This is a genomic window from Pseudomonas sp. 1D4 (assembly GCF_001728925.1).
Taxonomy (GTDB): domain Bacteria; phylum Pseudomonadota; class Gammaproteobacteria; order Pseudomonadales; family Pseudomonadaceae; genus Metapseudomonas; species Metapseudomonas otitidis.
This window is the reverse complement of sequence record NZ_LXJQ01000051.1, coordinates 1-26594: the sequence shown is the minus strand read 5'-3', so window position 1 is coordinate 26594 and position 26594 is coordinate 1. Positions and strand designations below refer to the sequence as shown.

Genomic DNA, 26594 nt, shown 5'->3' with positions numbered 1-26594 from the left:
GCGGGCCCGTAGTGACGTACCGCTGTGAAACCCGCAGAATGCAGCCTTTCCGGCCTTTGGCCGGCCCGTCCGTATGACTTCGGCCTTGAGCGACCTGACTCCCTATGCGAATGCGCTTGATGCTGCTGGGCGGTGGCAATGCCCTTGGACAGGCGCTGATTCGCCTGGGTGCCGAGGATGATGTGGGGTTTCTCGCCCCGCGCCCGCCCGAGCAGGGGTGGGATGCCGCCAGCCTGACGCAGTTGCTCGACGACACCCGCCCCGACGCGGTGGTGAACCTCGCCTACTACTTCGACTGGTTCCAGGCCGAAGAGGTGAGCGCTGAGCGCTTCGCGGCCCAGGAGCGGTCAGTGGAGCGCCTTGCCGAGCTGTGCCAGCACCACAACATCGTGCTGCTGCAGCCCTCCAGCTACCGGGTCTTCGATGGCGCCCGCGCTACGGCTTACAGCGAGAAGGACGAGACCATTCCCCTGAGCCTGCGTGGCCAGTCCCTCTGGCGTATCGAGCAGTGCGTCCGTGCCCTGTGCCCGCGTCATGTGTTGCTGCGCTTCGGCTGGCTGCTGGACGACAGCCGCGAAGGCATCCTGGGCCGCTTCCTGGTCCGCGCCGGGCGTGACGACGAGATCTGCCTGGCGGACGACCGCCGTGGCAACCCGACGCCGGCCGACGATGCCGCGCGGGTCATGCTGGCGGTGCTCAAGCAATTGGATTGTGATGCGCCGTTGTGGGGCACCTACCACTACGGCGCCCACGAGGCGACCACCACCCTGGCCCTGGGCCAGGCAGTGCTCACCGAAGCGCGCGCCCTGCACCCGCTGAAGGTGCAGGACATCACCCCGCAGGCCCATGCGGCCCGCCCCGATGCGGCGGATGAACCGCAGCACGCGGTGCTGGCCTGCAAGAAGATCTTCCACACCTTCGGCATCAAGCCGCGCGCCTGGCGCGCGGCCCTGCCGGCCCTTCTGGATCGTTACTACCGACATGGCTGAATCCATCCTCATCACCGGCGGCGCCGGCTTCATCGGTTCGCACCTGGCGGACCAGTTGCTGGCCCGTGGACACGCCGTGCGCGTGTTGGACAACCTTTCCACCGGCAAGCCCGGCAACCTGGCGCTGGACAACCCGCGGCTGGAACTGATCGAGGGCGACGTGGCCGACGCGGCAGTGGTTGCGCGTGCCATGGCGGGTTGCAAGGCGGTGGCGCACCTGGCCGCCGTGGCCTCGGTACAGGCCTCGGTGGATGACCCGGTGGCGACCCACCAGGCCAACTTCATCGGCACTCTGAATGTCTGCGAAGCCATGCGCACCCATGGGGTGAAGCGCGTGCTGTTCGCCTCCAGCGCCGCGGTCTACGGCCAGAACGGCGAAGGCCAGGCCATCGACGAAGACACCACCAAGGCGCCGCTTACGCCCTATGCGTCGGACAAGCTGGCCAGTGAGCACTACCTGGACTTCTACCGGCGCGAGCACGGCCTGGAGCCGGCGATCTTCCGCTTCTTCAACATCTACGGCCCGCGCCAGGACCCGTCGTCGCCCTATTCGGGGGTAATCAGCATCTTCACCGAGCGGGCGCTGGCCGGCACGCCCATCACCATTTTCGGCGATGGCGAGCAGACCCGTGACTTCCTCTACATCGGCGACCTGGTGCAGGTGCTGGCCGATGCATTGGAGATGCCGGCAGTGGAGGCGGGGGCGGTGAACGTCGGCCTGCGCCAGTCCACCAGCCTCAACCAGTTGCTGGCGGCCATCGGCGAGGTGGTGGGCGTGCTGCCGGAGATTCGCCATGCGCCCGCGCGTGCGGGGGACATCCGCCATTCCCTGGCCGACAACCGGCGCCTGCTGGCCCGCTTCGACTTCCCCGAGCCGACGCCCCTGGCCAAGGGGCTGGCCGAACTGCTCGGCCGCTGAGCACGCTCCACGAGAAAGGCGCCTCCGGGCGCCTTTCTTCTTTCCGCTCGCCGTAGCCCGGGCTTCAGCCCGGGAACGCAGCCCAAACGACAAAGGCGCCCGAAGGCGCCTTTGTTCCGTACAGCAGGGCTTAGAACTTGTAGCCCAGGCCGACCATGTAGACCCACGGGTCGACGTCGACGTTGACCTTGGCACGCACGCCCAGGGCGGTGTTGTCCACGTAGGCGCGGGTGTCGATGTCGATGTAGCGGACCTGGGCGTTCAGCATGACGTTGTCGGTCAGCATGTAGTCGGCACCCACCTGCCAGGCCAGACCCCAGGAGTTCTTCACGTTGAGGTTGTCGAAGCCGGCGGCGCTTGCCTGGCTGCCCACGTGCTCATCGAAGATCCAGGTGTAGTTGATGCCACCACCCAGGTAGGGCTGGAAGGCGGACTTCGGATCCAGCGGGTAGTACACCAGGCTCAGGGTCGGTGGCAGGTGCTTCAGGGTACCCAGCTTGCCGTTGGCCGCGTCGAGGGCGGTGCCCTTGATCTTCACGTCGTGCTCGAACGGGGTGGCTGCCAGCAGTTCGACGGCCAGGTTGTCGGTCAGCATGTAGGCGAAGTTCAGGCCGAGCTGGGTGTCGCTGCTCATGGTGGCCTTGCCACCCAGGTCGGTGCCGGCCAGGCCGCCGCGGTCCACCTTGACGCTGGAGGAATCGGCTTCCGGGTTGACGGTGATGGCGCCGGCACGGATCAGGATGTCACCGGCCTGGTGAGCCTGGGCCATGGGGGCAGCCACGGCCAGTGCGAGAAGAGAGGCAGCGAGGAACGACTTTTTCATTGGGGGCTCCAGGTCTTGAGCTGTGTTGGCTGTGGCGCAGTTTCAGGGAACCGGCCCCCCGTGCGTCTTGATCTAGCTCAATGCCGATGCGGATTCGTTAGCAGGCTTGCTATCAGGCCCTTGAAGGACTGGCTGCGCTGCTGCAGTGGTGCTGAAGCCACCCGCAAAAATGCTCGTTCTTTCCACGCAAATTGCGTTTTTTGGGCTGTTTTCACCTTGCACCGGCGGCCTCGCTTCGTTCTTCAACGGCCTGCCGGCGGCCCCTGGTTTTCATCGGGATTCGTAGGGATAGATCTTGCTCGCTTCCATCTGGTAGCCGGCCTCGGCCAGTTCGCTGGTGGAGGATTTCACCTGCAGCGGGCCTTCGATCCAGAACGGCTGGTAGAGGGCATCCATCAGCACGCCCAGCTCGGTGGTGACGTGGACGATCTGGTTGGACGGCGGCGGCGGGACGTGGATGCAGGCGCCGAAGTAGGGCACCAGCAGGAACTCGGTCACGCGGCCTTCCTCGGTGACGTCCAGCGGGACGATGTAGCCGGGCAGCTTCACCTCCTGGCCGTCCAACTCCTTGACCACCGGGGCGGCCGGGGACTGCTGGGTGGCCGCCGGGCCGGACTCGCTGGCCAGGGAGTCGGCCAGTTGCGACAGATCGTGGATCGGCGTCGGTGGTGGGGGCGGTGGGGCGTCGGCGGGGATCATCTCCGACCAGGTCAGTTCACGCACATCCCCCGCCCAGAGGGCGGTGGTGGCCAGCAGCAGGAGGGCCGGCAGGGTCAGCAGGGCACGTTTCATTCGCAGCTCACAGGCGGATGGAGAGGCCGTCGGCCAGGGACTGCCGATAGGCGCGCCAGGCCGGCACGCTGCCCATCAGCAGGGCGGCGGCCAGGATACCGCCCAGCAGCGTCCACTCATAGTTGGAGGGCAGCGCCAGGGGCAGGTAGAGGCCGTAGTTGGCCTGTACATAGCCCTGGCTGAGGGCGATGCCGAGGTACAGCAGGCCGAGCCCGAGTACCGCACCGGCCACGGCCAGGGCGAAGGCCTCCAGCACCAGCAGGCTGCCGATGTGCCAGGGGCGCGCGCCCACGGAGCGGAGGATGGCCATTTCCCGGCGGCGTTCGTTGAGGCTGGTGAGGATGGCGGTGAGCATGCCGATCAGCCCGGTGAGCACCACGAACAGCGAGACCACGAACAGTGCCTTCTCGGCCGTGCCCATCAGGCTCCACAGCTCCTGCAGGGCGACGCCGGGGAGCACTGCCAGCAGCGGCTCGCCCCGGTATTCGTTGATCTGCCGCTGCAGGGCGAAGGTGGCGATCTTGCTGTTGAGCCCCAGCAGGAAGGCGGTGATGGCCTTGGGCTGCAGGTCCATGGTGCGGGCCTGCTCGGCACTGACTTTGCCGGCACCGCGCGCGGGTACGCCGTTCTGCCAGTCCACGTGCAGCGCCTCCATGCCCGCCAGGGAGATGTGCAGGGTGCGGTCCACCGGGGTGCCGGTGCGTTCGAGGATGCCGACCACGGTGAACGGCTTGTCGTCGTGCTGCACCAGGCTGACGGTGCTGACACCGTGGGCCAGCACGATGTGGTCGCCCAGCTTGTACTTCAGGGCCTCGGCCACCTCGGCGCCGAGCACCACGTCGAACAGGTCGGCGAAGGGTTTGCCCTCGGCCAGCTTCAGCGGCTGGGCGCGGCCGTAGCGGTAGTGCTCGAAGTAGGCCTCGCTGGTGCCCATCACCCGGTAGCCCTTGTGGGAGTCGCCGAGGGAGATCGGGATGGCCCATTTCACCCGCTTGTCCTGGGCGATGGATTCGAAGCTCTCCCAGCGGATGTTGTTGGTGGCGTTGCCGATGCGGAACACCGAGTAGAGCAGCAGGTTCACCGAACCGGAGCGGGCGCCGACGATCAGGTCGGTGCCGCTGATGGTGCTGGCGAAGCTGGCGCGGGCTTCGGTGCGCACCCGCTCCACCGCCAGCAGCAGGCAGACCGAGAGGGCAATGGCGAAGACCGTGAGCAGGGCGGTGAAGCGGCGGTTGGCGAGGCTCGCCAGGGCCAGGCGTAGCAGGTGCATCTCAGGCCTCCAGCGGGCGGGCGGCGCGGTTCAGGTCCAGCAGCGAGAGGCTGCGGTCGAAGAGGGGGGCCAGGCTCTGGTCATGGCTGACGAAGAGCAGGCTGGTGCCGGCGTCGCGGCATTCGTCGAAGAGCAGGCGCAGGAAGCTTTCGCGGGCATCGGCGTCCAGGGCCGAGGTGGGCTCGTCGGCGATCAGCAGCTCCGGCTGGCCGATCAGCGCGCGGGCAGCGGCGACACGCTGCTGCTGGCCGATCGACAGGGCGTCGGCGCGGCGCTCCAGCAGGGCCTCGCCGAGGCCGAGGTGGCCGAGCAGGGTCACGGCGGCGGCCGACACGCTGCCGTGGCGTTGGCTGGCACGCTGGGCGCGCAGGCGGGAGAAGCGGCAGGGCAGCTCGACGTTCTCGCGCACCGAGAGGAACGGCAGCAGGTTGAACTGCTGGAAGATGTAGCCGGTGTGGTCCACGCGGTAGCGGTCGCGGGCCGCGGAGGAGAGGGCGCCGAGGTCCTGGCCGAGCAGGCGGACGTGCCCGCGCCCGGGCGCCTGGACACCGCCCAGCAGGCCCAGCAGGGTGGTCTTGCCGCTGCCGCTGGGGCCTTTGAGGAAGAGGGTTTCACCGCTGTTGAGGGTGAAGGCGGGGATGTCCAGCAACTCGGCCTGGCCGGGCCAGGCGAATCCCAGGTCGGTGATTTCGATCAGTGTCTGGCTCATGTACGGACGGCCGGGTTGCCCCGGCCGGCTCATCGGGGGATCAGAAGCTCAGGGAGGAGGCCGCGGGGGTCAGTTCGGCGCCCTGTTGGCCCATCGGGCCGATCAGTTGTACCTGAATTTTCTGGGTGGCGGGGAAGCGTGTGAACAGGCCCTTGAGGTCCAGCCCGGTCAGCTTGGCCGGCGTTGCGCATTCCAGGTGGTAATGCGCATGGATCTCGCTGTGCTCGTGGTCATGCTTGTCGCCGTCCTCGTGCTTGTGCTCATGTTCGTGTTCGTGGGCCTTTTCCGGGGCGTTGCCGAACAGCGGGCTTTCCAGCTTCTGCTCGGACACCTTGCAGCCGGCGGCCTCGGGGAGGGCGAACAGGGCCAGTGGCTTCTCCAGCTCGGCGCGGGCCTTGGCCACGGCAGCCTTGTCGGCGTCGCTGCGGGCCTCGTGTTCGAAGCCCACCAGGTTCATGGCCGGGCTTTCCAGTTCCAGCTCCAGGGTGCTGCCGTCCAGGGCAGCGTTGAGGCGAGCCACGCCGTGCTCATGGGCACCCAGGCTGCCGTGGCCTTCGTGGTCGTGGTCGTGTTCATGGGCCTGGACGGAGAAAGCCAGGGGGAGCAGTGCGAAGGGCAGGGCGAGCAGCAGGCGGCGCATGGGAGTCTCCAGATGCAAGTGAAAAGCGCTGTTACGTTATAACAAGTGTGGGCTGGCTTCCAGAGGCGTGAGAGCATGGCGCGTTGTTTATCGAGGAGCCTTGCATGCTGCGCATTCGCGGACGGATCGGTGATTGGCCGGTGGACCTGACGGTGGAAATGGACGAGGAGGACTGGCAGCGCCTGGGTGCTCAATTGCACGGTGCCCCGGCAGCGTCGCGCGAGCCGGTTGCGCCGCCTGTGCCCGTCCCCTCTCGCCAGGCGGACCCGCGCTGGGAGGCAGCCCTGGGGCTGCTGCGCGAGGCCGGACGCCTGGAAGGGCCGCGCCTGCTGGCGGATCTGGAGGCCCTGGCGGGCAGTGCGGCAGCCGGCAAGCGCCTGCTGGTGCGCCTGCGCCATTGCGAGCAGGTGCAACTGGAAACCGGGGCAGACGCGCCGGTGTATGTCTGGAAGGGCTGAGACCTGTGAGATGGCCAGGCAGCCCCGGCAACGGGCTGCCTGGCAGGGCGATCAGTAGATTGCCTGGTACAGCTTGCGGCGGTAGGTGGTGACCAGCGGGTGGTCGTTGCCCAGCAGGTCGAACACCTGCAGCAGGGTCTTGTGGGGCAGGCCTTCGCCATAGTTGCGGTTGCGCACGAACAGGCGCAGCAGGGCGTCCAGGGCCGGTTCGTACTGCTGGCGGGCCAACTGGTGGATGGCCAGTTGGTAGCTGGCTTCGTCGTCGCTCGCGTCCTGGGCCAGGCGGCTCTTCAGGGCGGCGGCCTCGGGCAGGTCGTTCACCTGGCGCAGGAAGGCCAGTTGGGCGCGGGCGCCGGCCAGGGCCTGCTTGTGCTCGTCGCCCTTGACCGCATCCAGTACCAGTTGGGCTTCACCCAACTCGCCGCGCTCGGCGAGGCAGCGGGCGTAGAGGATCAGCGCCGGGGCGTTGCCGTTGTCTTCGCCCAGCAGTTGCTTGAGCACGGCCTCGGCATCACCGATGCGGCCGTCGTCGAACAGGGCCTGGGCCGCTTCCATCGGGTCGGCGGCTTCCGGTGCCGGTTCGGCGACGTGGGGGGCGAGCATGGCGCGGATCTGGGATTCCGGCTGGGCACCGGCGAAGCCGTCCACCGGCTGGCCGTCCTTGAACAGCACCACGGTGGGCAGGCTGCGGATGCCGAAGCGCATGACGATGTCCTGCTCGACGTCGCAGTTGACCTTGGCCAGCAGCAGCTCGCCCCGGTAGGACTCGGCGATCTGTGCCAGCAGCGGCATGAGGGCTTTGCAGGGGGCGCACCACTCGGCCCAGAAATCCACCAGCACGGGTTTGTGGAAGGAGTTCTGGATCACCGACTGGTCGAAGTCGAGGGCGGTGGCGTCGAAGATGTAGGGCGTGTCGCTCATCGTGGATTCCGTAAGCGCAGGGAAGAGAGTGGGCGAATCATACGGCCGCTAACGCTGCGCGCCTACCGGGTGGGTGGCGAGCGGCGTGGTACAGGCTCACATGGCGGAACTGCTCGGGTTCGGCCAGGTCCGGCCAGGTGCAGGCCTCCAGCATGGTCAGGCGGCTGTAGTGCGGGTGGGCGAAGTCGCGCACGCGGGAGTCGGCCACCAGTGCTTCGCGGCCCCGGCTGAGGAAGTGGTCCAGCAGCGGCAGGTTGGCGCGGTCGTAGAGCACGTCGGCCACCACCACCAGGTCGAAGCGGTCGGCCTCGGCGAAGAAGTCGGCGCTGTAGCCGAGCGTCACGCCGTTCAGTTCGGCATTGGCGCGGCAGGCCTCCAGGGCCAGCGGGTCGAGGTCGCAGGCCACCACTTCCGCCGCGCCGGCCTTGGCGGCGGCGATGGCCGCTACGCCGGAGCCGGCGCCGAAGTCCAGCACGCGCTTGCCGGCGACCCAGTGGGGCTGCTCGGCGAACCAGCGTGCCAGAGCCAGGCCGCTGGCCCAGCAGAAGCACCAGTAGGGCGGCTCTTCGAGGATGCGCCGGGTCTCGTCGGCGTCGAAGGCGCGGTCCATGTTGTCGGGATCGATCAGCCAAAGGCGCAGGTCGGTGCCCGGCAGCGTTTCGGCGCGCAGGTGGGCATCGCCCAGCAGTTGGGCGAGCGGTGCCTGCAGCGTCGAGGGCGGCGTCATGGTGCGGCCTCCAGTTGCAAGGTGCCCAGGGACTGGCTTTCCGCTGCCGGGATGCGCCGTGGGGCGAGGCGCTGGATCAGTTGGCCGGACTGGCTGACCCGGGCGCGCAGCTCCACCCGCAGGTCCCGGGGGAAAGCCTCGGGATTGAAGATCAGGCGGAAGGGCAGGGCAGTGCCGGTGCCGTCGAGGCGGAGGCTGCCGAGCAGGCGCAGCGGGCGGTCGCGGCTGTCCACCGCCAGCAAGGCCAGCTCCACGTTGCTGCCGGCCGGGGCCCCCAGCAACTGGCCGTCCAGCGCGCGCATGTGGGCGGGCAACGGCTGCTCGGCGGCGGGCTTGGCGAGCGGTTTCGCGGGTGTGGGTTCGGCGGGCGGCTCGCCGGCGCAGGCGGCCAGCAGGGCGGCGAGGGAAAGGATGTAGAGCGGACGCATCATGACTCCTGGCCAAGGGGGTACAGGCGGTGTGCGCGGCCTTATAGCTCAAACCTCGGTTGCTTGTCTTGCCAGGGAGATGCGCTACCATGTGGCCTTCATTTCCGCCATAGCCCCTCCCCGCCATGCACTGTCCCTTCTGCGGCGCCCATGACACCAAGGTGATCGACTCGCGACTGGTCGCGGAAGGCGATCAGGTCCGCCGTCGCCGCGAGTGCCTGGCCTGTGAGGAGCGCTTCACCACCTTCGAGACCGCCGAACTGGTGATGCCACGCCTGATCAAGCAGGACGGCAGCCGCCAGCCCTTCGACGAGGACAAGCTCCGCGCCGGCATGCAACGGGCGCTGGAGAAGCGCCCGGTGAGCATCGAGCGTCTCGAGGAGGCCATCGCCCACATCAAGCACAAGCTGCGCGCCACCGGCGAGCGCGAGGTGAAGTCGCGGGTGCTGGGCGAGCTGGTGATGGTCGAGCTGCAGAAGCTCGACGAGGTGGCCTACATCCGCTTCGCTTCGGTCTATCGCCGCTTCCAGGACCTCAACGAGTTCCGCGAGGAAATCGAGCGGCTGGCCCGTGAGCCTTCCAAAGACTAAGGCATGACCGCATCCGACCAGGCCTTCATGGCCCGTGCGCTGGAACTGGCCCGCAAGGGCCTCTATTCGACCCACCCCAATCCCCGCGTCGGCTGCGTGATCGTCCGTGACGGCCAGGTGGTCGGCGAAGGCTGGCACGCCCGCGCCGGCGAGCCCCACGCCGAGGTGCATGCCCTGCGCCAGGCCGGCGAGCGCGCCAGGGGGGCCACGGCCTACGTGACCCTGGAACCGTGCAGCCACCACGGGCGGACCCCGCCCTGTGCCGATGCGCTGGTGAATGCCGGTATTGCCCGGGTAGTCGCCGCCATGCAGGACCCCAACCCCCAGGTGGCCGGCCGTGGCCTGCTGCGCCTGATGGACGCCGGCATCGCCGTGCAGTCCGGGGTGCTGGAGAGCGAGGCGCGGGCACTCAATGCCGGCTTCATCAAGCGCATGGAGATCGGGTTGCCCTTCGTCTGCGTCAAGCTCGCCATGAGCCTGGACGGCCGCACCGCCATGGCCAGTGGTGAAAGCCAGTGGATCACCGGCCCGGCCGCCCGTGCCGCCGTGCAGCGCCTGCGGGCGCGGGCCAGTGTGGTGCTGACCGGTGCCGACACCGTGCTCACCGACGGCGCCCGCCTGACCGTGCGCCCCGACGAACTGGGCCTGAACGCCGAACTGACCGCCCTGGCTTTGACCCGCCCGCCGCAGCGGGTGCTGGTGGACGGCCGTCTGCGGGTGCCGCTTTCCGCGCCCTTCTACCAGGTCGGCAAGGCCCTGGTGGCCACCTGCGCGGTGGCCTCGGCGCGGGATCGCTTCCAGGAAGAAGGCCACGAACTGCTGGCAGTGCCGAGCAGCAACGGCCATGTCGACCTGCGTCGCTTGCTGCTGGAGCTGGGCTCGCGCGGTGCCAACGAAGTGCTGGTGGAGGCTGGGCCGCGCCTGGCTGGTGCCTTCGCCCGGGCGGGCCTGGTGGATGAGTTCCAGATCTTCATGGCCGGTCGCCTGCTCGGCTCCAGCGCCCGTCCCCTGCTGGACTGGCCCCTGGCGCGGATGGCCGAGGCGCCGCAGTTGAAGATCACCGAAGTGCGCGCCGTCGGTGACGACTGGCGGATCATTGCCGTGCCGCTACCCTCGGCGGCTCGATAGCTGATCATTTCCATCGAGACGACCGGCTTGGAGCGGGCCGCGCCCTGTGTTAAAAACGCGCTCGGCCTTCTGGAACGGAAGGCCGGAACGTTCTCAGGGCGGGGTGGAAGTCCCCACCGGCGGTAATTGCGCCACGCGCATAGCCCGCGAGCGCTTCCCGGTCGCCATGGCGAGGGGAAGGTCAGCAGACCCGGTGTGATCCCGGGGCCGACGGTCACAGTCCGGATGAAGAGAGAACGGGATTGCCCGCCTGGGTGCGCGTTCGCGCGTCCGCGAAGTCCCATTCGATCCAGAGCCCTGTTTCTCACCGAACAGGAGATCGACATGCTCAACCCCCTTCGACCGAACCGCGCGGCCCAGGCCGTTCGCGTGCCGGTCCTCGCCCAGGCTGCCGATGGCGGCCGCTCCAAGACTCGGGAGGCACCATGTTCACCGGCATAATCGAAGCCATCGGCACCCTTCGCGCCATCACCCCCAAGGGCGGTGACGTCCGGGTCCTGGTGGAGACCGGCAAGCTGGACCTGGGCGACGTCAAGCTCGGCGACAGCATCGCCGTCAACGGTGTCTGCCTCACCGCCGTGGAACTGCCTGGCAACGGCTTCTGGGCCGACGTCAGCCGTGAAACCCTGGCGCGCACCGCCTTCGACGACCTCAAACCGGGTAGCCCGGTGAACCTGGAAAAGGCCCTCACCCCCACCAGCCGCCTCGGCGGCCACCTGGTCAGCGGCCACGTCGATGGCATCGGAGAAGTGATCGCTCGGGAAGACAATGCCCGTGCCGTCCAATTCAGGGTCCGCGCGCCGCGTGAACTGGCCAAGTACATCGCCCTGAAGGGATCGATCACCGTCGACGGCACCAGCCTGACGGTAAACGCGGTCAATGGCGCCGAGTTCGAGTTGACCATCGTTCCGCACACCCTGGCGGAAACCATCATGGTGGATTACCGGCCCGGACGCCGGGTGAACCTGGAAGTGGACCTGCTGGCCCGTTATCTGGAGCGCCTGCTGCTGGGCGACAAGGCCGCCGAGCCCCAGGCGTCCGGCATCACCGAAGGTTTCCTTGCCGAACACGGCTACCTCAACCGCTGAATTCATAAGCTCATAAGGAGGGCCCATGGCTCTCAATACCGTTGACGAACTGATCGAAGACATCCGCCAGGGCAAGATGGTCATCCTCATGGATGACGAGGACCGTGAGAACGAAGGCGACCTGATCATGGCCTCCGAGTGCGTGCAGGCCGAGCACATCAACTTCATGGCGCGCTTCGCCCGTGGCCTGATCTGCATGCCGATGACCCGCGAGCGCTGCGAGCTGCTCAAGCTGCCGCTGATGGCGCCGCGCAACGGCTCCGGCTTCGGCACCAAGTTCACCGTCTCCATCGAGGCGGCCGAAGGCGTCACCACCGGCATCTCCGCCGCCGACCGTGCGCGCACCGTGCAGGTGGCCGCCGCCAAGGGCGCCAAGGCCGAGGACATCGTAAGCCCCGGCCACATCTTCCCGCTGATGGCTCAGCCCGGCGGCGTGCTGGCCCGTGCCGGTCACACCGAGGCGGCCTGCGACCTGGCACGCATGGCCGGCTTCGAGGCGTCCGGGGTGATCTGCGAGATCATGAACGACGACGGCACCATGGCCCGTCGCCCCGAACTGGAGGCGTTCGCCGCCGAGCACGGGATCAGGATCGGCACCATCGCCGACCTCATCCACTACCGCCTGATCCACGAGCGCACCGTCGAGCGCATCGCCGAACAGCCGCTGGACAGCGAGCTGGGGCACTTCAATCTGGTGACCTACCGCGATGCCGTGGAAGGCGACGTGCACATGGCGCTTACCCTGGGCGAGATCAGCCCGGACGAACCGACCCTGGTGCGCGTGCACAACATGGACCCGCTGCGCGACCTGTTCATGGTCAACCAGCCCGGCCGCTGGAGCCTGCGTGCGGCGATGAAGGAAGTGGCCACCTCCGGCAGCGGCGTGGTGCTGCTGCTGGGCAACCCGCTGACCGGCCCGCAACTGCTGGCCCACCTGGAGCGCCAGTTGGGCACCGAGGCCAAGATCACCACGCCCTCCACCTACAGCACCGTCGGTGCCGGTTCGCAGATTCTCCGGGACCTCGGGGTACGCAAGATGCGCCTGATGAGTTCGCCGATGAAGTTCAACGCGATATCCGGTTTCGACCTGGAAGTTGTAGAATACCTGCCCGCTGAATGACCCGAAGGGCCCTGGCCGTGAACGGCCGGGGCCTTCGCTCTTTAATTGACGAGAACCCGCCCATGCCCCTAAAGACCATCGAAGGTACTTTCATCGCCCCCAAAGGCCGCTATGCCCTGGTGGTCGGCCGTTTCAACAGCTTTGTCGTGGAAAGTCTGGTAAGTGGCGCCGTAGACGCCCTGGTCCGCCATGGCGTGGCCGAGGACGACATCACCATCATTCGTGCCCCCGGTGCCTTCGAGATCCCCCTGGTCACCCAGAAGGTCGCTCAGCGTGGCGATTTCGCCGCCATCATCGCCCTGGGCGCGGTCATTCGTGGCGGCACCCCGCACTTCGAATACGTCGCCGGTGAGTGCACCAAGGGCCTGGCCCAGGTGTCCATGGAGTTCGGCGTACCGGTCGCCTTCGGCGTCCTGACCGTCGACTCCATCGAGCAGGCCATCGAGCGTTCCGGCACCAAGGCCGGCAACAAAGGCGCCGAAGCCGCACTCTCCGCCCTCGAAATGGTCAGCCTGCTGGCGGCCTTGGAGGCCAAGTGAGTTTCAACCGTGACAACGACGCCCCCGAGGCGCCGAAGAAGCCCGCCAAGGGCAAGATCGCCACGCGTCGCCAGGCCCGCAGTCTGGCCATGCAGGCGCTCTACTCCTGGCACATCGCCGGGCAACCCCTGAACGAGATCGAGGCGCAGTTCCGCGTCGACAACGATTTCAGCCAGGTGGACGGTGCCTACTTCCACGAGATCCTCCATGGCGTACCGCGCCAGAAGACCGAGATCGACGAGGCCTTCCTGCCCTGCCTGGATCGCCCCCTGGAAGAGGTCGATCCGGTCGAGCTGGCCATCCTGCGCCTCTCCACCTACGAGCTGATGAACCGCGTCGACGTGCCGTACCGCGTGGTCATCAACGAAGGCATCGAGCTGGCCAAGGTCTTCGGTGCCACCGACGGGCACAAGTTCGTCAACGGCGTCCTCGACAAGCTGGCGCCCCGGCTGCGTGCTGCCGAGGTTCGTGGCGGCAAGCGCTGAGCCCCGCCACCGATGGGTGAGTTCGAGCTGATCCGTCGCTACTTCGCCTCCGCCGCCTGTGCGGCGGGTGGCGAAGGCATTGCCCTCGGTATCGGCGACGACTGCGCCTTGCTGCAGCCCTCACCGGGCGAGCAGTTGGCCGTGTCCACCGACACCCTGGTGGCCGGCGTCCACTTTCCCTTGGTGTGCGATCCCTTCCGGCTGGGCCAGCGAGCCCTCGCCGTGTCCGCCAGCGACCTGGCCGCCATGGGCGCCGCGCCCCTGGGCTTCACCCTGGCCCTGACCCTTCCCGTTGCCGACGCCGACTGGCTGCAAGGCCTGGCTGCCGGCCTCGACGCCATGGCCCGCCGTTGCGGCCTGGCTCTGGTGGGCGGCGACACTACCCGTGGCCCCTTGAGCCTGACCCTCACCGTATTCGGACGCCTGCCGGCTGGCGCCGCGCTGCGGCGCTCCGGTGCCCGTCCCGGGGACCTGCTCTGCGTGAGTGGCAGCCTGGGCGATGCCGGCGGCGCCCTGCCGCTGGTGCTCGGCCAGCGGTCGGACGACGGCCCCGAGGCGCGTGCCCTGGTGGATCATTTCTGGGCACCGCCGCCGCAGTTCGCTCTCGGGCTGGCCCTGCGTGGCCGGGCCAGCGCCGCGCTGGACGTGTCCGATGGCCTGTTGGCCGACTGCGGGCACATCGCCGCCGCTTCCGGCGTCGCCCTGTGGCTGGAGGCTGGGCGCGTCCCGCTGTCCCCGGCCCTGCAAGCGCTCTACCCCCACGACCAGGCCCTGGGCCTGGCCCTGTCCGGCGGTGACGACTACCGCCTGGCGTTCACCCTGCCGCCGCACCAGCTCGACGCCGTGCAGGCCGCCTGGCCGGCACTGGCCGTGATCGGCCGTGTCGAAGCCGGCCAAGGTGTCCACCTGTTGGATGCCGACGGCTGCGCGCGACCGCTGCCGGCCCAGGGTTATCTACATTTCGGGAGTCACGGTGACTGATCATCCGCAACAAGCGCCGGCTCAGCCGGTTCCGCACTCGGTCTGGCGCAACCCCTGGCACTTCCTCGCCTTCGGCTTCGGTTCCGGCACATTGCCCAAGGCGCCCGGTACCTGGGGCTCGCTGGTGGCCCTGCCGTTCATCCCGCTGTGGCAGATGCTGCCCGACTGGGGCTACTGGCTGATGCTCGGACTGACCATGCTGTTCGGCTTCTGGCTGTGCGGCAAGGTTGCCGACGACCTGCGTGTGCACGATCACGAAGGCATCGTCTGGGACGAGATGGTCGGCATGTGGATCACCCTCTGGCTGGTGCCCGAGGGTTGGCACTGGCTGCTGCTAGGCTTCGTGGTGTTCAGGGTCATGGATATCCTCAAGCCCTGGCCGATCCGCTGGATCGATCGCCACGTGCATGGCGGCGTTGGCATCATGCTCGATGATGTGCTGGCCGGCGTCTTCGCCTGGCTGGCCATGCACCTGATCGTATGGGGCGTTGGTCTGACAAGCGTCTGATTTGAAGGGAGACGGTACGATGCTCCGCAGGTTCCTCGGTGTGTTTTCTCTACTGCTGGCTTCCTCTGCCTGGGCAACCGAAGGTTCTGCCGCAGCGCCCGAGATCGTCATCGCCTCGGAGGTCTGGGCCGGCCACACCAATGCCGACGGCAGCGGCCTTGGCTGGGACATCCTGCGCGCGGTCTACGAACCGGTGGGTGTACGGCTGAAGATCCGTAACGAGCCCTACACCCGTTCGGTGGGGCTGGTGCAGCGTCACGAGGCCGATGCCTGGATGGGCGCCTACCGCGACGAAGTCGCCGGTGCCGTCTACCCCCGCTGGCACTACGACGCCGACCAGATCAGTGCCCTTGGCAAGGCCGGTGCACCGGTCCCCAGCCTAGAGACCCTCGGTCACTATCGCCTGGTGTGGATTCGCGGCTACGACTACCAGCAGTACCTGCCAAACCTGAAGCACTTCGAAGAAATCCAGCGCAGCAGCGGTATCCTCTCCATGCTCGATCTCGGGCATGTGGACTACTACATCGATGCCCGCACCGAGATCAACGGGCTGCTCGCCCAGACGGCTCATCCGGAGCGCTACCAGGCCACTTTCCTGACCTCGCTGCGGCTCTACGTCGGTTTCGCAGCCAACGAACGCGGCCGCGAGTTCGCTGCCTTGTTCGACGAGCGCATGGAGCGTCTGGTGGCGAGCGGCGAACTGCGCCCGTTCTACGCCCGCTGGAAGCAACCCTACCCCTTCGACCCACCGGAGAAACCCCATGCGTCGCGTTGAGCTGTCCTGCCTTGGCCTGTTGTTGATGGCCTGTACCAGCGCCTGGGCCGAGCCCGTGGTGCAGGTGGTGGGGCTGTTCCCCAATGCGGCGGTGATCAGCGTCGACGGCCAGCGCAAGCTGGTGCGGGTCGGCCAGACCGGCCCCGGCGGCGTGCAGGTGGTCAGTGCCGACAGCAAGGGCGCCGTCCTGCGCATCGACGGCGTCGAGCGGCCCTATGCCCTCAGTCGCGAATACAACAGTGCCGCCCCGCCCCCGAGCAGTGCCGGCGCCGCCGCGCCCGCGCCGCGCAAGGCGCAGATGAGCATCGCCCGGAGCAACAACGGGCACTACATGGTGGCTGGCGCCATCAACGGTCACCCCGTGCAGTTCATGGTGGACACCGGTGCCACCAGCGTGGCGATGAACGAGAACCAGGCGCGCATGCTCGGCCTCGACTACCGCGTCGAGGGTAAACCGATGACCGCCAGTACCGCCGGCGGCAACGTGCGTGCCTGGCGGGTGCGCTTTGACCGGGTCAAGATCGGCCCGCTGGAAGTGCTCGGCGTCGAAGGCGCGGTGGTGGAGGGCGATGCCCCGGTGGACGTGCTGCTGGGCATGAGCTTCCTCAACCAGGTGCGCTGGCGCGAGGACCAGGGCGTGCTGCGCCTGGAGTCCAAGTTCTAGGGCTTCCGAGCGGAGCCGACCGGCCAAGCCTTTCGATCCTTATCCCCAACTATTCAGTCTGACGGGCCGGCAGACGCTGCTGATACAATGCCGGCCTTTCGCAAACCCAGGAGAACCGTGGTGTCCGTCGTTTTCGTCGCCGCCTCCCAACTGCCCACGCCCTTTGGCCTGTTCACCATGCACGGCTTCCTAGACGAGGAAAGCGGCAAGGAACACGTCGCCCTGACCATGGGTGATATCGCCGACGGCCAGCCCGTGCTGGGGCGCCTGCACTCCGAGTGCCTGACCGGCGATGCCCTGTTCAGCCTGCGTTGCGACTGCGGCTTCCAGCTTGAGGCCGCCCTGCGCGCCATCGCCGAAGCCGGCCGTGGCGTGCTGCTGTACCTGCGCCAGGAAGGCCGTGGTATCGGCCTGTTGAACAAGATCCGCGCCTACGAGCTGCAGGACGGCGGCGCCGACACCGTCGAGGCCAACGAACGGCTGGGCTTCGGCGCCGACCAGCGTGAGTACGCCTTCTGCCTGCCGATGCTCGAACACCTGGGCATCAGCAGCATCAAGCTGATGACCAACAACCCGCGCAAGGTGAAGGCCCTGGAAGGCTTCGGCATCCGCGTCGCCGAACGCGTGCCGCTGCAGACCGGCCTCAACCCGCACAACAAGAAGTACCTGGCCACCAAGGCCGGCAAGCTCGGCCACATGCTGGGCAGCCTGCACCAGGGCGAAGTCGAGCTATGACCCGCAGCCAGGTTCGCCGTCTGCTGGCACTCGAATGGTGGGCGCATCTGGGCGCCGCCCTGGGCCCGCTGTTCCTGGTCAACCTGCTGTTCGGCTCCGGTGACCCGGTGTTCCCGGCCCTCGAGATGCCCCTGTTCGTCGCCGCGCTGTTCTCCATGTTCATCAGCCTGCCGCTGTTCCGGGGTTACAAGCGCGCACTCATCGCCACCGAAAAGGCACTGGACGGCGACCACGAGCGCGAAGCCTGGATCGAACTGCGCCGGGTGCGCCGCATCGCCCTGCTGGGCGCCGGCCTGCCCGCCTGGGTGGGTGCCGTCGCCGTGTTCGCCGGACTCAATGCCGTGGCCCTGGTGCTGCTGGCCCTGAGCAGCGCCGTGGTGCTGTCGCTCTACCGCATTCCCCGCCAACTGGCCTGATGCGCCACCTGCTCGGCCTCCTGCTGCTGGGCCTGGTGCTGCCGGCGCTGGCCGATGACGGCGCACGGCGGGTGGTCAGCCTGGCCCCCTCCCTCAGCGAAATCATGCTCGAACTGCATGCCGAGGACCGCCTGGTGGGCGTGCTCGACGGCGGCGAGCGCCCGGCGGCCCTGACCGCGCTGCCCAGCGTCGGCCACTACGGCCAGGTGCAGCTTGAGCGCGTGGTGGCCCTGGCGCCCGACCTCATCCTGCTCTGGCCCGACAGCGTCGGCGCACCCATGCAGCAGCGCCTGGAGCAGCTCGGCATCCCCTTGCTGGTGATCGAACCGCGTCGGCTGGACGAGCTGGCGGACGTCTTCGAACAGATCGGCCCCCGGGTCGGTCATGGCGCCGAAGGCCAGGCCCTGGCCCGGCGCTTCCGAGACGGGCTGGCCGAGCTGCGCCAGCGCTACCGCCGCGAGCCGCCGCTGCCGGTGTTCTACCAGGTCTGGGATCACCCGCTGTACACCCTGGGTGGCCGACAGATCGTCAGCGACGCTCTGGCCCTGTGCGGCGCGCGCAACCTGTTCGCCGACCTCGACCTGCCGGCGCCCCAGGTCGGCATCGAGGCCGTACTGCAGCGCCAGCCCCGCGTCATCCTGGTCAGCGAGCCGGCCCAGGCCGCCGTCTGGCAGGCTTGGCCGCAATTGCCGGCAGTGGCCGCTGGGCAGGTCTGGGCGGTGCCCGACCGGGGCCTGGAACGCCCCAGTTTCCAGATGCTCGGGGCCACCCGCGCGCTGTGCGAACGCCTGGCTCAGGCACGCTAGCGCTCTCTTGTTAAAACCGCGAAGCCCCACCCGGTTGCGCCCCATCGGCACCTGGCAGTCGCAGGTCGGAGGCACCCTGAACCAGCAGGAATGGCCGGAAGAATGCGGCCCAGAAATCCGTAGGCGGTTGAGGAGGGGCGGCGGCGACAGGAAAGGGGGCGAAGGGCTGTTCCGCCAGAGGTGAATCACCGGCCCGGCTGCGCCACAGCGGCGCAGCCGAGTCCCGGGTTACAGCCCGGCAGCCTTCGAAGGCGCCTGCGGCTCCAGCAAAGCCAGGCGCTGGCGCACGGCGGCTTCGATGCCCGCCTCGTCCAGGCCGCACTCGGCCAGCATCTGCGCCGGCTTGGCGTGTTCCACGTAATAGTCCGGCAGGCCCAGGTGCAGCACCGGCACCTGCAGGTTCTCGTGGGCGAGGAACTCGCTGACGGCAGCACCGGCGCCGCCCATCACGCTGTTCTCTTCAATGGTCACCAGCAGCCCGTGGCTGCCGGCCAGCTCCCGCAGCAGCGCTTCGTCCAGGGGTTTGACGAAGCGCATGTCCACCACCGTGGCGTCCAGGCGCTCGCCCACCTGCAGGGCTTCGGCCAGTTGCACGCCGAAGGCCAGCAGGGCGACGCCGCTGCCACGGCGGCGAACCACTGCCTGGCCGATCGGCACTGGCGCCAGTTCTGGCTCGATGACCGCGTTGGGGCCGCTGCCACGGGGGTAGCGCACCGCCGCCGGGCCCTGGAAGTGGTAACCGGTGGTCAGCAGCAGGCGCAGTTCGTTCTCATCGCTCGGGGTCATCACCAGCATGCCGGGGATGCAGCGCAGGTAGGACAGGTCGAAGCTGCCGGCGTGGGTCGGGCCGTCTTCGCCCACCAGGCCGGCGCGGTCGATGGCGAACAGCACGTCGAGGTTCTGCACCGCCACGTCATGGACCAGTTGGTCATAGGCGCGCTGGAGGAAGGTGGAGTAGATCGCCACCACCGGCTTCACGCCGTCGCAGGCCATGCCGGCCGCCAGGGTCACGGCGTGCTGCTCGGCGATGGCGACGTCGAAATAGCGCTCCGGGAAGCGCTCGGCGAAGGCCACCAGGTCCGAGCCTTCCTTCATCGCCGGGGTGATGCCCACCAGGCGCGGGTCCTGGGCGGCCATGTCGCACAGCCACTGGCCGAAGACGTTGGAGTATTTCGGCCCCGACGGCTTCTTCGGCGCCGCCGGGGCATCCAGCGGCTCCAGCTTGGTGATGGCGTGGTAGCCGATAGGGTCGACCTCGGCCGGGGCGAAGCCCTTGCCCTTCTTGGTCACCACATGGAGGAACTGCGGGCCCTTGAGGTCACGCATGTTGCGCAGGGTGGCCACCAGGGTGGGCAGGTCGTGGCCGTCGATGGGGCCGATGTAGTTCCAGCCCAGCTCCTCGAACAGCGTGCCGGGAACCAGCATGCCCTTGGCGTATTCCTCGGTGCGGCGGGCGATCTCCCAGGCGCCGGGCAGGCGCGAGAGCACCTTCTTGCTGCCCTCGCGCATGCTCGCGTAGGTGCGGCTGGAGAGGATCTTGGCCAGGTAGTTGGACAGCCCGCCGACGTTGTGGGAGATCGACATGTCGTTGTCGTTGAGGATCACCAGCATGTCGGCCTGCACGTCCGAGGCATGGTTCAGCGCCTCGAAGGCCATGCCGGCGGTGAGCGCGCCGTCGCCGATCACGGCGATGGATTTGCGCCCCGAGCCCTGCATGCGGGCGGCGATGGCCATACCCAGGGCCGCGCTGATGGAGGTGCTGGAGTGGCCGACGCCGAAGGTGTCGTACTCGCTCTCCGAGCGACGCGGGAAGGCGGCGATGCCGTCCTTCTGGCGCAGCGTGCCCATGCGCTCGCGGCGACCGGTGAGGATCTTGTGGGGGTAGGCCTGGTGGCCCACGTCCCAGACCAGCCGGTCGTCGGGCGTGTCGTAGACGTAGTGCAGGGCGATGGTCAGTTCGACCACCCCCAGCCCCGCGCCGAAGTGCCCGCCGGTCCGGCCGACGGTGTAGAGCAGGTACTGGCGCAGTTCGTCGGCCAGGGTTTCCAGCTCGGCCTCGCCCAGCCGACGCAGCGCGTCCGGCGTCTCCGCGCGGTCGAGCAGGGGCGTGAGCGGGCGCTCGCGGGGAATCTCATGGAACGTCGTGGGCATCAGGCTAATCGTTATGGGTGCAAAAAGATGCGGCAGTTTACCTGATGCCGCTTTGCCTGCCCAAGACATGGTGTCGGATGCCCGGCCTCGCCGCGTCGGGCATCCGATGACAGGTCATTTCGGTTTCAGGTCATGGCCCCAGAGCCGGATGAGGTGGGGTGACTCGCTGGAGGCCTCGAAGTGGAAGACCTGGCGCACACCGACGTTGGCGGGAACGGTCAGCTCGTCCGGGTTGTTGCCGGCGGCAAGTGGGCTGGAGTAGCCGTCCGCATCGATGGCAATCAGGCTGCCGCCGTCCAGCAGGTTGATGATCCGCAGCGGTTTCGCGGTGCGGTTGCGGAACCCCAGGGTGACCGCCAGGCCGCTGCCACGCGGCTCCATCCTGAGCAGCTCGACGCTGCCCACCTGGGTCAGTTGCTCGTAGTCGGCGACCACGGCCGCACCATCGATGCCTTCGGTATTGATCCGGCCTTCGGTGATGCCCTCGGACACGCCACCCAGCAGGTGCTTGCCCGCTGAAATGGCCGAGGAAACCGCCGCCTTGGTCGATTCCTTGAGGGAGTTGCCGGCCGCCGGCTCTTCCGCCAGGCATGGCAGGGCAGCGGTGAGGGGCAGGATCAGCAGGGCCGAGCAGAGGATCGGGTGGCGCACAGGGAGGCTCCTTCTAGTCGTGCAATGACCCGCCGACGCTAGGCGCCTGCCTCCCCGGCAACAAGACCGGCAGCGACGCTTGGGAAATTTCCGCGAGCCGGAACGGCCACCCCGTGCCACTGCCGGCCCAATTCAGCCGCGATCAGGCCCGGCACAGGCGTTTCGCTCCCGCTCGGCTCCGTAGCCCGGGCTTCAGCCCGGGGCCTGCTCGATACCTGGGTTGCTTCGCGAGCAGGGCTCATTCCTGCGGCAGGGCCTCTGTAGGATCGCGCTCTGCTCGCGAAGGCGGCCTACCAGGTGTCCACGAACGATCGCCTGCCGCCTTCCGGTGCGGAAGAGGGCACGGTGGCGTTGAGGCCGCGCAGGAGCCAGGCGCGGGTCTGCTCCGGGTCGATGACGGCGTCGATCTCCAGGAAGCTGGCCATGTTGATCGCCGTGCCGTTCTGGTAGGCCTTGTCGACCATCCTGCGGAACAGCCGCTCGCGCTCCCCAGCATCCTCCACGGCCGCCAGCTCTTTGGCGTAGCCCAGGCGCACCGCGCCTTCCAGCCCCATGGCGCCGAACTCGCCGCTGGGCCAGGCGACGGTGAACAGCGGCGAATGGAAGCTGCCGGCGGCCATGGCCTGGGCGCCCAGGCCGTAGCCCTTGCGCAGCACCACGGTGAACACCGGCACCTCCAGCGCCGCAGCGGCGACGAACATGCGCGAGACGTGGCGCACCGTGGCCTGCTTCTCCGACTCCGGGCCGACCATGAAGCCGGGGGTATCGCACAGCGACAGCAGCGGCAAGCCGAAGGCGTTGCACAGCTGCATGAAGCGCGCGGCCTTGTCGCCGGCCTGGGCGTCGATGGCGCCGCCGAGGTGGGCGGGGTTGTTGGCGATCAGCCCGAAGGTGCGTCCCTCGATGCGGATGAAGGCGGTGATCAGCCCCGGCGCGAAGGCGCGGCGCAGTTCCAGTACGGAGTCCGCGTCGGCCAGGGTCTCGATCAGCGCGCGGATGTCGTAGACCCGCAGGCGGTTCTCCGGGATGGCATGGCGCAGCGCACGCTGGTCGGCGCAGCGCCAGTCCGCCAGGCGCCCCTGGAAGTAGGACAGGTAGCGCTTGGCGGTGGCCACCGCTGCGGCCTCGTCCTCCACCAGAATGTCGATCACCCCGTTGGGCGCCTGCACGGCGGTCGGGCCGACCTCCTCGGCGTTGTAGCGGCCGAGGCCACCGCCCTCGATCATCGCCGGGCCAGCCATGCCGATGCTGGCGTTGCGGGTGGCGATGATCACGTCGCAGCAGCCCAGCAGGGCCGCGTTGCCGGCAAAGCAGCGGCCGGAGACGACGCCCACCAGCGGCACCTGGCCGGAGAGCCGGGCCATGGCGACGAAGGTGTGGCAGTCCAGCCCGGCGACACCGACGAAGTCCGAGTCCCCCGGCCGACCGCCGCCGCCCTCGGCGAACAGCACCAGGGGCAGGCGCCACTGTTCGGCGAGGCCGAGCATGCGGTCGGTCTTCTTGTGGTTCATCACCCCCTGGGTGCCGGCGAACACCGTGTAGTCGTAGGCGATGGTCATGCAGCGGGCGGCCTCGGCGCCGAAGGCGTCGGCGTTGACCGTGCCGATGCCGGCCACCAGGCCGTCGGCCGGGCTCTGCTCGATCAGCTCCTCCAGGCTGCGGCGCCGGCGCTGGGCGGCCAGGGCGAGGGCGCCGTATTCGATGAAGCTGCCGGCGTCGAGCAGGTCGTCGAGGTTCTCGCGGGTGGTGCGCTGGCCGGTCTTGCGGCGCTTGGCCACCGCCTGGGGGCGGCGTTCGTCGCGGGTGATGGCGTGGCGTTCGAGCACTTCGGCGAGGTCGGCGCGGATGTGCGCCAGGTCCAGGCTTTCCTCGCTGGCCAGCGCCTCGCCGTCCACCTCTGCAGGCTCCAGGTAGAGCAGCGGCGCGCCTTCGAACAGGCTGTCGCCGGGCTGCACCGCCAGGGTGCGGACGCGGCCGCTGTGGCTGGTCTTGACCACGAACTCCATTTTCATCGCCTCCAGCACCGCCACCGGCTGGCCCAGGGCCACGCTGTCGCCTTCGGCCACGTCCAGGCTCACCAGCACACCCTGGCTGGGGGCCAGCAGCGGCAGGCAGCCGGGCGGCGCGTCGATGCCGCCGGCCTGTTCGACCTGTGGGGCGGCGCTGCTGACGAACAGGTGCGGGTGGGCGCTGGTCTGGGGCGCCAGCAGCTCGGGCAGGTGGCGTTCGAGGAAGCGGGTGTCCACCGGCGCCGCCAGTTCGGGGCGGCGCAGCAGGTTCTGCAGCAGGTGCAGGTTGCTCGCCACGCCCTCCAGGCGGAACTCGCAGAGGGCGCGGTAGGCCCGGCGCAGGGCGGCGGGCAGGTCGTCGGCCTGGACGATCAGCTTGGCCAGCAGCGCGTCGTAACGCGGGTTGGTGGTGCAGCCGGCGTAGCCGTGGCCGTCCACCCGCAGGCCGGGGCCGCTGGGTGGCTCGTAGGCGCTGATGGTGCCGCCGGCGGGGCGTGTGCTGCCGTCGGCGAGCTGGGTCTCCAGGTTCACCCGCAGTTGCACGGCGACCCCGCGCGGGGCCACCGGCTCGTCCAGGCCGAGGTCTTCCAGGCGGGCACCGGCCGCCAGGTGCAACTGGGCCTGGACCAGGTCGACGCCGGTGATGGCCTCGGTGATGGTGTGCTCCACCTGGATGCGCGGGTTGGCTTCCATGAACACGAAGTCGCCCCGGGCCGGGTCCACCAGAAACTCGAAGGTGCCCAGGCCCCGGTAGCCCGTCTCGCCGGCCAGGCGCAGGGCGGCGTCGAGCATCCCCTGGCGCAGGGCTGGGGCGAGGTCGACGGCCGGGGCGATCTCCACCAGTTTCTGCCGGCGCCGTTGCAGGCTGCAGTCACGTTCCCACAGGTGGCTGACGCGCTCGCCGTCGCCCAGCACCTGCACCTCGATGTGCCGGGCGCCTTCGATCAGCCGCTCGACATAGAGGTCGTCACGGCCGAAGGCGGCGCGGGCCTCGGACTGGCAGCGGGCGTAGGCCTCGTCCAGCTCCTCCGCCCGGTGCACCGGGCGCATGCCGCGCCCGCCGCCGCCGGCCAGGGCCTTGAGCATCAGCGGGCCGTGGCTGGCGAGGAAGGCGTGGGCCTCTTCCAGCGAGGTGGGGCGGTTGGTGCCGGCGGCCAGGGGCACGCCACAGCGCTCGGCCAGGGTGCGGGCGCGGGCCTTGTCGCCGAACAGCTCGAGAGCCTCGGGCGCCGGGCCGACGAAGCGGATGCCGACGGCCTCGCACTGGCGCGCCAGTTCGGCGTTCTCGCTGAGGAAGCCGTAGCCGGGGTGCAGGGCGTCGCAGCCCTCGCGGCGGGCGATGGCCACCAGTTGGGCGATATCCAGGTAGGCCGCCGGGCCCTGGCCGGCGAGGGCCACGGCGCGGTCGGCCTTGCGGGTGTGCAGGGCGGCGTGGTCGTCCTCGGCGTAGACGGCGACGCTGTCGATGCCCAGCTCGGCGGCGGCGCGGGCGATGCGGATGGCGATCTCGCCACGGTTGGCGATCAGCAGGCGTGCGAAGGGTCGGTTCACAGCAAGGGCTCCAGTTCGTTCTTCTTGATCTTCCCGGTGGCGGTCATCGGCATTGCTGGCAGCAGCCGCACCTCCGGTACTTTGTAGACGGCCATGGCGTCCTGGCACCAGGCGACCAGGCTTTCGGGCGTCTCCTCAGCGCCCGGCTTGAGCACGATGAAGGCCACCGGCTGCTGGCCCAGCTCGGCGGAGGCTTGCCGCTTCGCAGGTCCTCGCGTATCAGTAGGCGCCTTCTTCCTGAAAGGACTCGCCATGAACGAGCTGTTGCACAGTCTGGACTGGGTGCTGCCCCTGCGCAGCGACGCACTGACGCCGCTGATGCGCTTCTTCACCCTGCTGGGCTACGAGAAGTTCATCCTCTTCTTCCTGCCGCTGGGCTACTGGGCCTGGCAGCGCACGGTGTTCTTTCGCCTGCTGGTGCTGGTGGCCGTGACCGCGCTGCTCAACGCCTGGCTCAAGGACTACTGGCAGGACCCGCGCCCGGATATCGCCCTGCGCATGGACCACGAGGTGGGCGAGAGCTTCGGCCTGCCCAGCGGCCACGCGCAACTGTCGGTGGTGCTGTGGTTCTGGCTGGCGCTGGAAGTGCGCCGCCTGTGGTTCTGGGCCCTGGCCTGCGTATTGGTGGCGGGCATCCTGTTCAGCCGCCTGTACCTGGGCGCCCACGACATCGAGGACCTGCTCGGCGGCAGCGCCCTGGGCCTGGCGACCCTCGGCCTGTTCGCCCTGGCCAAGCGCTGGCGCTTCTGGCGCGAGGGCCCGGCGCTGGCTCACCTGGCGCTGGTGGTGGCGGTGGCTACGGCCTTCGCGCTCACCTGGCGCGGCGAGCCACCGAGCTACATACCGCTGCTGGCGGGGCTGATGCTGGTGGTGATCATCGGCTACCGGCGGGTGGGTTTCAGTGTGGCGGTGCCGCTGTGGCGGCGGGTGACGGCGGCGGTGCTCGGCGCGCTGGCCTTCATCGGCCTGCAGTGGGGGCTGAAGCACACCGGGCTGGCGCTGCACCTGGAGGGCCCGGCCTGGCAGGCCTTCCGTGGCCTGGCCATCGGCACCTTCGTTGCGGTGCTGGCGCCCTGGGTGCTGGTGCGCCTGGGCCTGCTGGCCCCTGTGCCGGCACGGGACGAGGCGCCGGCCGACGCCCTGCCCCGCGCCGCCTGAGCCTTCAGGCGCTGTGCTCCACCCGCAGCGGGTAGGCCGAGCGCTCGCTCTCGCCCTTCTCCGGCAGCACCGCCAGGAGCGACGCGGCTTTCGCCTCCAGGCGGTACCAGAGCCCGCGCGGGACCACATAGAGCGAGCCCGCCGGCAGGGGCTCGCGCACCAGCCCGATCACCGCCAGCAGGCTGATCGCCACGTCACCTTCCAGCACCTGCAGCAGCGCGTCGCCCTCGGGGTGGCGCTGCCACGGGCCTTCGCCGTCCAGGTGGCCCAACTGCACGCTGGCCGGGCCCGGCTGGAAGGGCGCGACCGGCTTCAGCTCGGCACAGGCCGGCGCGAAGGGATGGGGTTTGGGGATGCCGTCGAGCACGGCCTGGATGGATATCGCTTTCATGGGAGCCTCCCGGCGCTGGCTGTGAGTCCGGGGACGTTAGCAGCCAGAGGGTTCGGAGGTGTCCGTAAATCCTGTGCGTTAAATGCCTATGCCATTCGTGATTTGTTTTTGAGCTACCGGAGTTCGCAATGATTGCGGTCACTTTGCTTGCTTTCTGACTGTTATTGCAGAC

General features: G+C 68.8%; 30 protein-coding genes and 1 riboswitch. Of the genes, 17 read left to right on the top strand and 13 right to left on the bottom strand.

Annotated features, from left to right (window positions below; translation table 11 throughout):
* Positions 1-104 precede the first annotated feature (104 nt).
* Complete coding sequence (locus tag A7D27_RS21745; RefSeq protein WP_069561530.1) at positions 105-989, top strand: sugar nucleotide-binding protein; 885 nt, start codon at positions 105-107, stop codon at positions 987-989.
* Complete coding sequence (locus tag A7D27_RS21740; RefSeq protein ID WP_069561529.1) at positions 982-1908, top strand: NAD-dependent epimerase/dehydratase family protein; 927 nt, start codon at positions 982-984, stop codon at positions 1906-1908. Before A7D27_RS21745 ends, A7D27_RS21740 begins: the two co-directional genes overlap by 8 nt.
* Before the next feature lie 130 nt (positions 1909-2038).
* Here the strand turns inward: A7D27_RS21740 and A7D27_RS21735 are convergent, their stop codons facing one another.
* From A7D27_RS21735 to A7D27_RS21715, 5 genes are all read right to left on the bottom strand, one after another.
* Complete coding sequence (locus A7D27_RS21735) at positions 2039-2731, bottom strand: OmpW family protein (RefSeq protein ID WP_069561528.1); 693 nt, start codon at positions 2729-2731, stop codon at positions 2039-2041.
* Between the two features lie 270 nt (positions 2732-3001).
* Positions 3002-3523, bottom strand: coding sequence for a DUF3299 domain-containing protein (locus A7D27_RS21730; RefSeq protein WP_069561527.1), 522 nt, complete (start codon positions 3521-3523; stop codon positions 3002-3004).
* A gap of 7 nt (positions 3524-3530) precedes the next feature.
* The gene (locus A7D27_RS21725) at positions 3531-4793 is read right to left on the bottom strand and encodes an ABC transporter permease (RefSeq protein WP_069561526.1); all 1263 of its coding nucleotides are present in this window, start codon (positions 4791-4793) and stop codon (positions 3531-3533) included.
* A 1-nt stretch (position 4794) separates the two neighbouring features.
* Complete coding sequence (locus A7D27_RS21720) at positions 4795-5502, bottom strand: ABC transporter ATP-binding protein (protein WP_069561525.1); 708 nt, start codon at positions 5500-5502, stop codon at positions 4795-4797.
* 40 nt (positions 5503-5542) lie between these two features.
* Positions 5543-6142, bottom strand: a complete 600-nt coding sequence (locus tag A7D27_RS21715) for a DUF2796 domain-containing protein (RefSeq protein ID WP_069561524.1) — start codon at positions 6140-6142, stop codon at positions 5543-5545.
* Positions 6143-6246: 104 nt separating this feature from the next.
* Between A7D27_RS21715 and A7D27_RS21710 the strand changes: the two genes are divergently transcribed.
* Positions 6247-6600, top strand: coding sequence for a hypothetical protein (locus tag A7D27_RS21710; RefSeq protein WP_069561523.1), 354 nt, complete (start codon positions 6247-6249; stop codon positions 6598-6600).
* A 51-nt stretch (positions 6601-6651) separates the two neighbouring features.
* On the opposite strand, the gene trxA is transcribed toward A7D27_RS21710, so the two are convergent.
* The 3 genes from trxA to A7D27_RS21695 are packed head-to-tail and all read right to left on the bottom strand — an operon-like array spanning position 6652 to position 8676.
* A complete protein-coding gene (gene trxA, locus A7D27_RS21705; protein ID WP_069561522.1) occupies positions 6652-7521 on the bottom strand; it encodes a thioredoxin in 870 nt (289 codons plus the stop codon).
* A 37-nt stretch (positions 7522-7558) separates the two neighbouring features.
* Entirely contained in the window at positions 7559-8248 is a 690-nt protein-coding gene (locus A7D27_RS21700; RefSeq protein WP_069561521.1) for a methyltransferase, read from the bottom strand.
* Positions 8245-8676, bottom strand: coding sequence for a YbaY family lipoprotein (locus tag A7D27_RS21695; protein WP_069561520.1), 432 nt, complete (start codon positions 8674-8676; stop codon positions 8245-8247). Before A7D27_RS21695 ends, A7D27_RS21700 begins: the two co-directional genes overlap by 4 nt.
* Before the next feature lie 125 nt (positions 8677-8801).
* Here A7D27_RS21695 and nrdR point away from each other — a divergent pair, with 125 nt between their 5' ends.
* The 13 genes from nrdR (at position 8802) to A7D27_RS21635 (ending at position 18511) form a co-directional block, all read left to right on the top strand.
* Positions 8802-9266, top strand: a complete 465-nt coding sequence (nrdR, locus tag A7D27_RS21690; RefSeq protein ID WP_044402522.1) for a transcriptional regulator NrdR — start codon at positions 8802-8804, stop codon at positions 9264-9266.
* 3 nt (positions 9267-9269) lie between these two features.
* Positions 9270-10394 carry a bifunctional diaminohydroxyphosphoribosylaminopyrimidine deaminase/5-amino-6-(5-phosphoribosylamino)uracil reductase RibD gene (gene ribD / locus A7D27_RS21685; protein ID WP_069561519.1) on the top strand — a complete coding sequence of 375 codons (1125 nt, stop codon included), beginning with the start codon at positions 9270-9272 and terminating at the stop codon, positions 10392-10394.
* Between the two features lie 85 nt (positions 10395-10479).
* Positions 10480-10636: riboswitch (FMN riboswitch) on the top strand.
* Positions 10637-10819: 183 nt separating this feature from the next.
* A complete protein-coding gene (locus tag A7D27_RS21680; protein ID WP_069561518.1) occupies positions 10820-11482 on the top strand; it encodes a riboflavin synthase in 663 nt (220 codons plus the stop codon).
* 25 nt (positions 11483-11507) lie between these two features.
* Positions 11508-12602 carry a bifunctional 3,4-dihydroxy-2-butanone-4-phosphate synthase/GTP cyclohydrolase II gene (gene ribBA / locus A7D27_RS21675; protein WP_069566057.1) on the top strand — a complete coding sequence of 365 codons (1095 nt, stop codon included), beginning with the start codon at positions 11508-11510 and terminating at the stop codon, positions 12600-12602.
* 62 nt (positions 12603-12664) lie between these two features.
* Entirely contained in the window at positions 12665-13141 is a 477-nt protein-coding gene (gene ribE / locus A7D27_RS21670; protein WP_069561516.1) for a 6,7-dimethyl-8-ribityllumazine synthase, read from the top strand.
* Positions 13138-13626: a transcription antitermination factor NusB gene (gene nusB, locus A7D27_RS21665; protein ID WP_069561515.1), complete on the top strand. Its 489-nt coding sequence runs from the start codon at positions 13138-13140 to the stop codon at positions 13624-13626. Before ribE ends, nusB begins: the two co-directional genes overlap by 4 nt.
* 12 nt (positions 13627-13638) lie before the next feature.
* Entirely contained in the window at positions 13639-14607 is a 969-nt protein-coding gene (gene thiL, locus A7D27_RS21660) for a thiamine-phosphate kinase (RefSeq protein ID WP_069561514.1), read from the top strand.
* Positions 14600-15115 carry a phosphatidylglycerophosphatase A gene (locus A7D27_RS21655; protein ID WP_069561513.1) on the top strand — a complete coding sequence of 172 codons (516 nt, stop codon included), beginning with the start codon at positions 14600-14602 and terminating at the stop codon, positions 15113-15115. The genes thiL and A7D27_RS21655 overlap by 8 nt, the downstream gene beginning before the upstream one ends.
* 19 nt (positions 15116-15134) lie before the next feature.
* The gene (locus A7D27_RS21650; protein WP_069561512.1) at positions 15135-15890 is read left to right on the top strand and encodes an ABC transporter substrate-binding protein; all 756 of its coding nucleotides are present in this window, start codon (positions 15135-15137) and stop codon (positions 15888-15890) included.
* Positions 15877-16554: a TIGR02281 family clan AA aspartic protease gene (locus A7D27_RS21645; protein WP_069561511.1), complete on the top strand. Its 678-nt coding sequence runs from the start codon at positions 15877-15879 to the stop codon at positions 16552-16554. The genes A7D27_RS21650 and A7D27_RS21645 overlap by 14 nt, the downstream gene beginning before the upstream one ends.
* 120 nt (positions 16555-16674) lie before the next feature.
* On the top strand, positions 16675-17289 hold the full coding sequence (gene ribA / locus A7D27_RS21640; RefSeq protein WP_069561510.1) for a GTP cyclohydrolase II: 615 nt from the start codon (positions 16675-16677) through the stop codon (positions 17287-17289).
* Positions 17286-17705 (top strand): MFS transporter, encoded by a 420-nt coding sequence (locus A7D27_RS27450; RefSeq protein WP_083265732.1) that lies wholly within the window; start codon positions 17286-17288, stop codon positions 17703-17705. Before ribA ends, A7D27_RS27450 begins: the two co-directional genes overlap by 4 nt.
* Positions 17705-18511 carry a cobalamin-binding protein gene (locus A7D27_RS21635; protein WP_083265731.1) on the top strand — a complete coding sequence of 269 codons (807 nt, stop codon included), beginning with the start codon at positions 17705-17707 and terminating at the stop codon, positions 18509-18511. Before A7D27_RS27450 ends, A7D27_RS21635 begins: the two co-directional genes overlap by 1 nt.
* A 228-nt stretch (positions 18512-18739) precedes the next feature.
* Here the strand turns inward: A7D27_RS21635 and dxs are convergent, their stop codons facing one another.
* From dxs to A7D27_RS27445, 4 genes are all read right to left on the bottom strand, one after another.
* A complete protein-coding gene (gene dxs / locus A7D27_RS21630; protein WP_069561508.1) occupies positions 18740-20662 on the bottom strand; it encodes a 1-deoxy-D-xylulose-5-phosphate synthase in 1923 nt (640 codons plus the stop codon).
* 114 nt (positions 20663-20776) lie between these two features.
* On the bottom strand, positions 20777-21313 hold the full coding sequence (locus A7D27_RS21625) for a hypothetical protein (protein ID WP_240915809.1): 537 nt from the start codon (positions 21311-21313) through the stop codon (positions 20777-20779).
* A gap of 290 nt (positions 21314-21603) precedes the next feature.
* Positions 21604-24873: a carboxyl transferase domain-containing protein gene (locus A7D27_RS21620; RefSeq protein ID WP_069566055.1), complete on the bottom strand. Its 3270-nt coding sequence runs from the start codon at positions 24871-24873 to the stop codon at positions 21604-21606.
* Positions 24870-25127, bottom strand: coding sequence for a hypothetical protein (locus tag A7D27_RS27445; RefSeq protein ID WP_240919558.1), 258 nt, complete (start codon positions 25125-25127; stop codon positions 24870-24872). Before A7D27_RS27445 ends, A7D27_RS21620 begins: the two co-directional genes overlap by 4 nt.
* Here A7D27_RS27445 and A7D27_RS21615 point away from each other — a divergent pair.
* Positions 25126-26031 carry a phosphatase PAP2 family protein gene (locus A7D27_RS21615; protein WP_069561506.1) on the top strand — a complete coding sequence of 302 codons (906 nt, stop codon included), beginning with the start codon at positions 25126-25128 and terminating at the stop codon, positions 26029-26031. The two genes, A7D27_RS27445 and A7D27_RS21615, sit on opposite strands and share 2 nt — an antisense overlap.
* A 4-nt stretch (positions 26032-26035) precedes the next feature.
* Here A7D27_RS21615 and A7D27_RS21610 read toward each other — a convergent pair whose 3' ends face one another.
* Complete coding sequence (locus A7D27_RS21610; RefSeq protein ID WP_069561505.1) at positions 26036-26422, bottom strand: hypothetical protein; 387 nt, start codon at positions 26420-26422, stop codon at positions 26036-26038.
* Positions 26423-26594 lie beyond the last annotated feature (172 nt).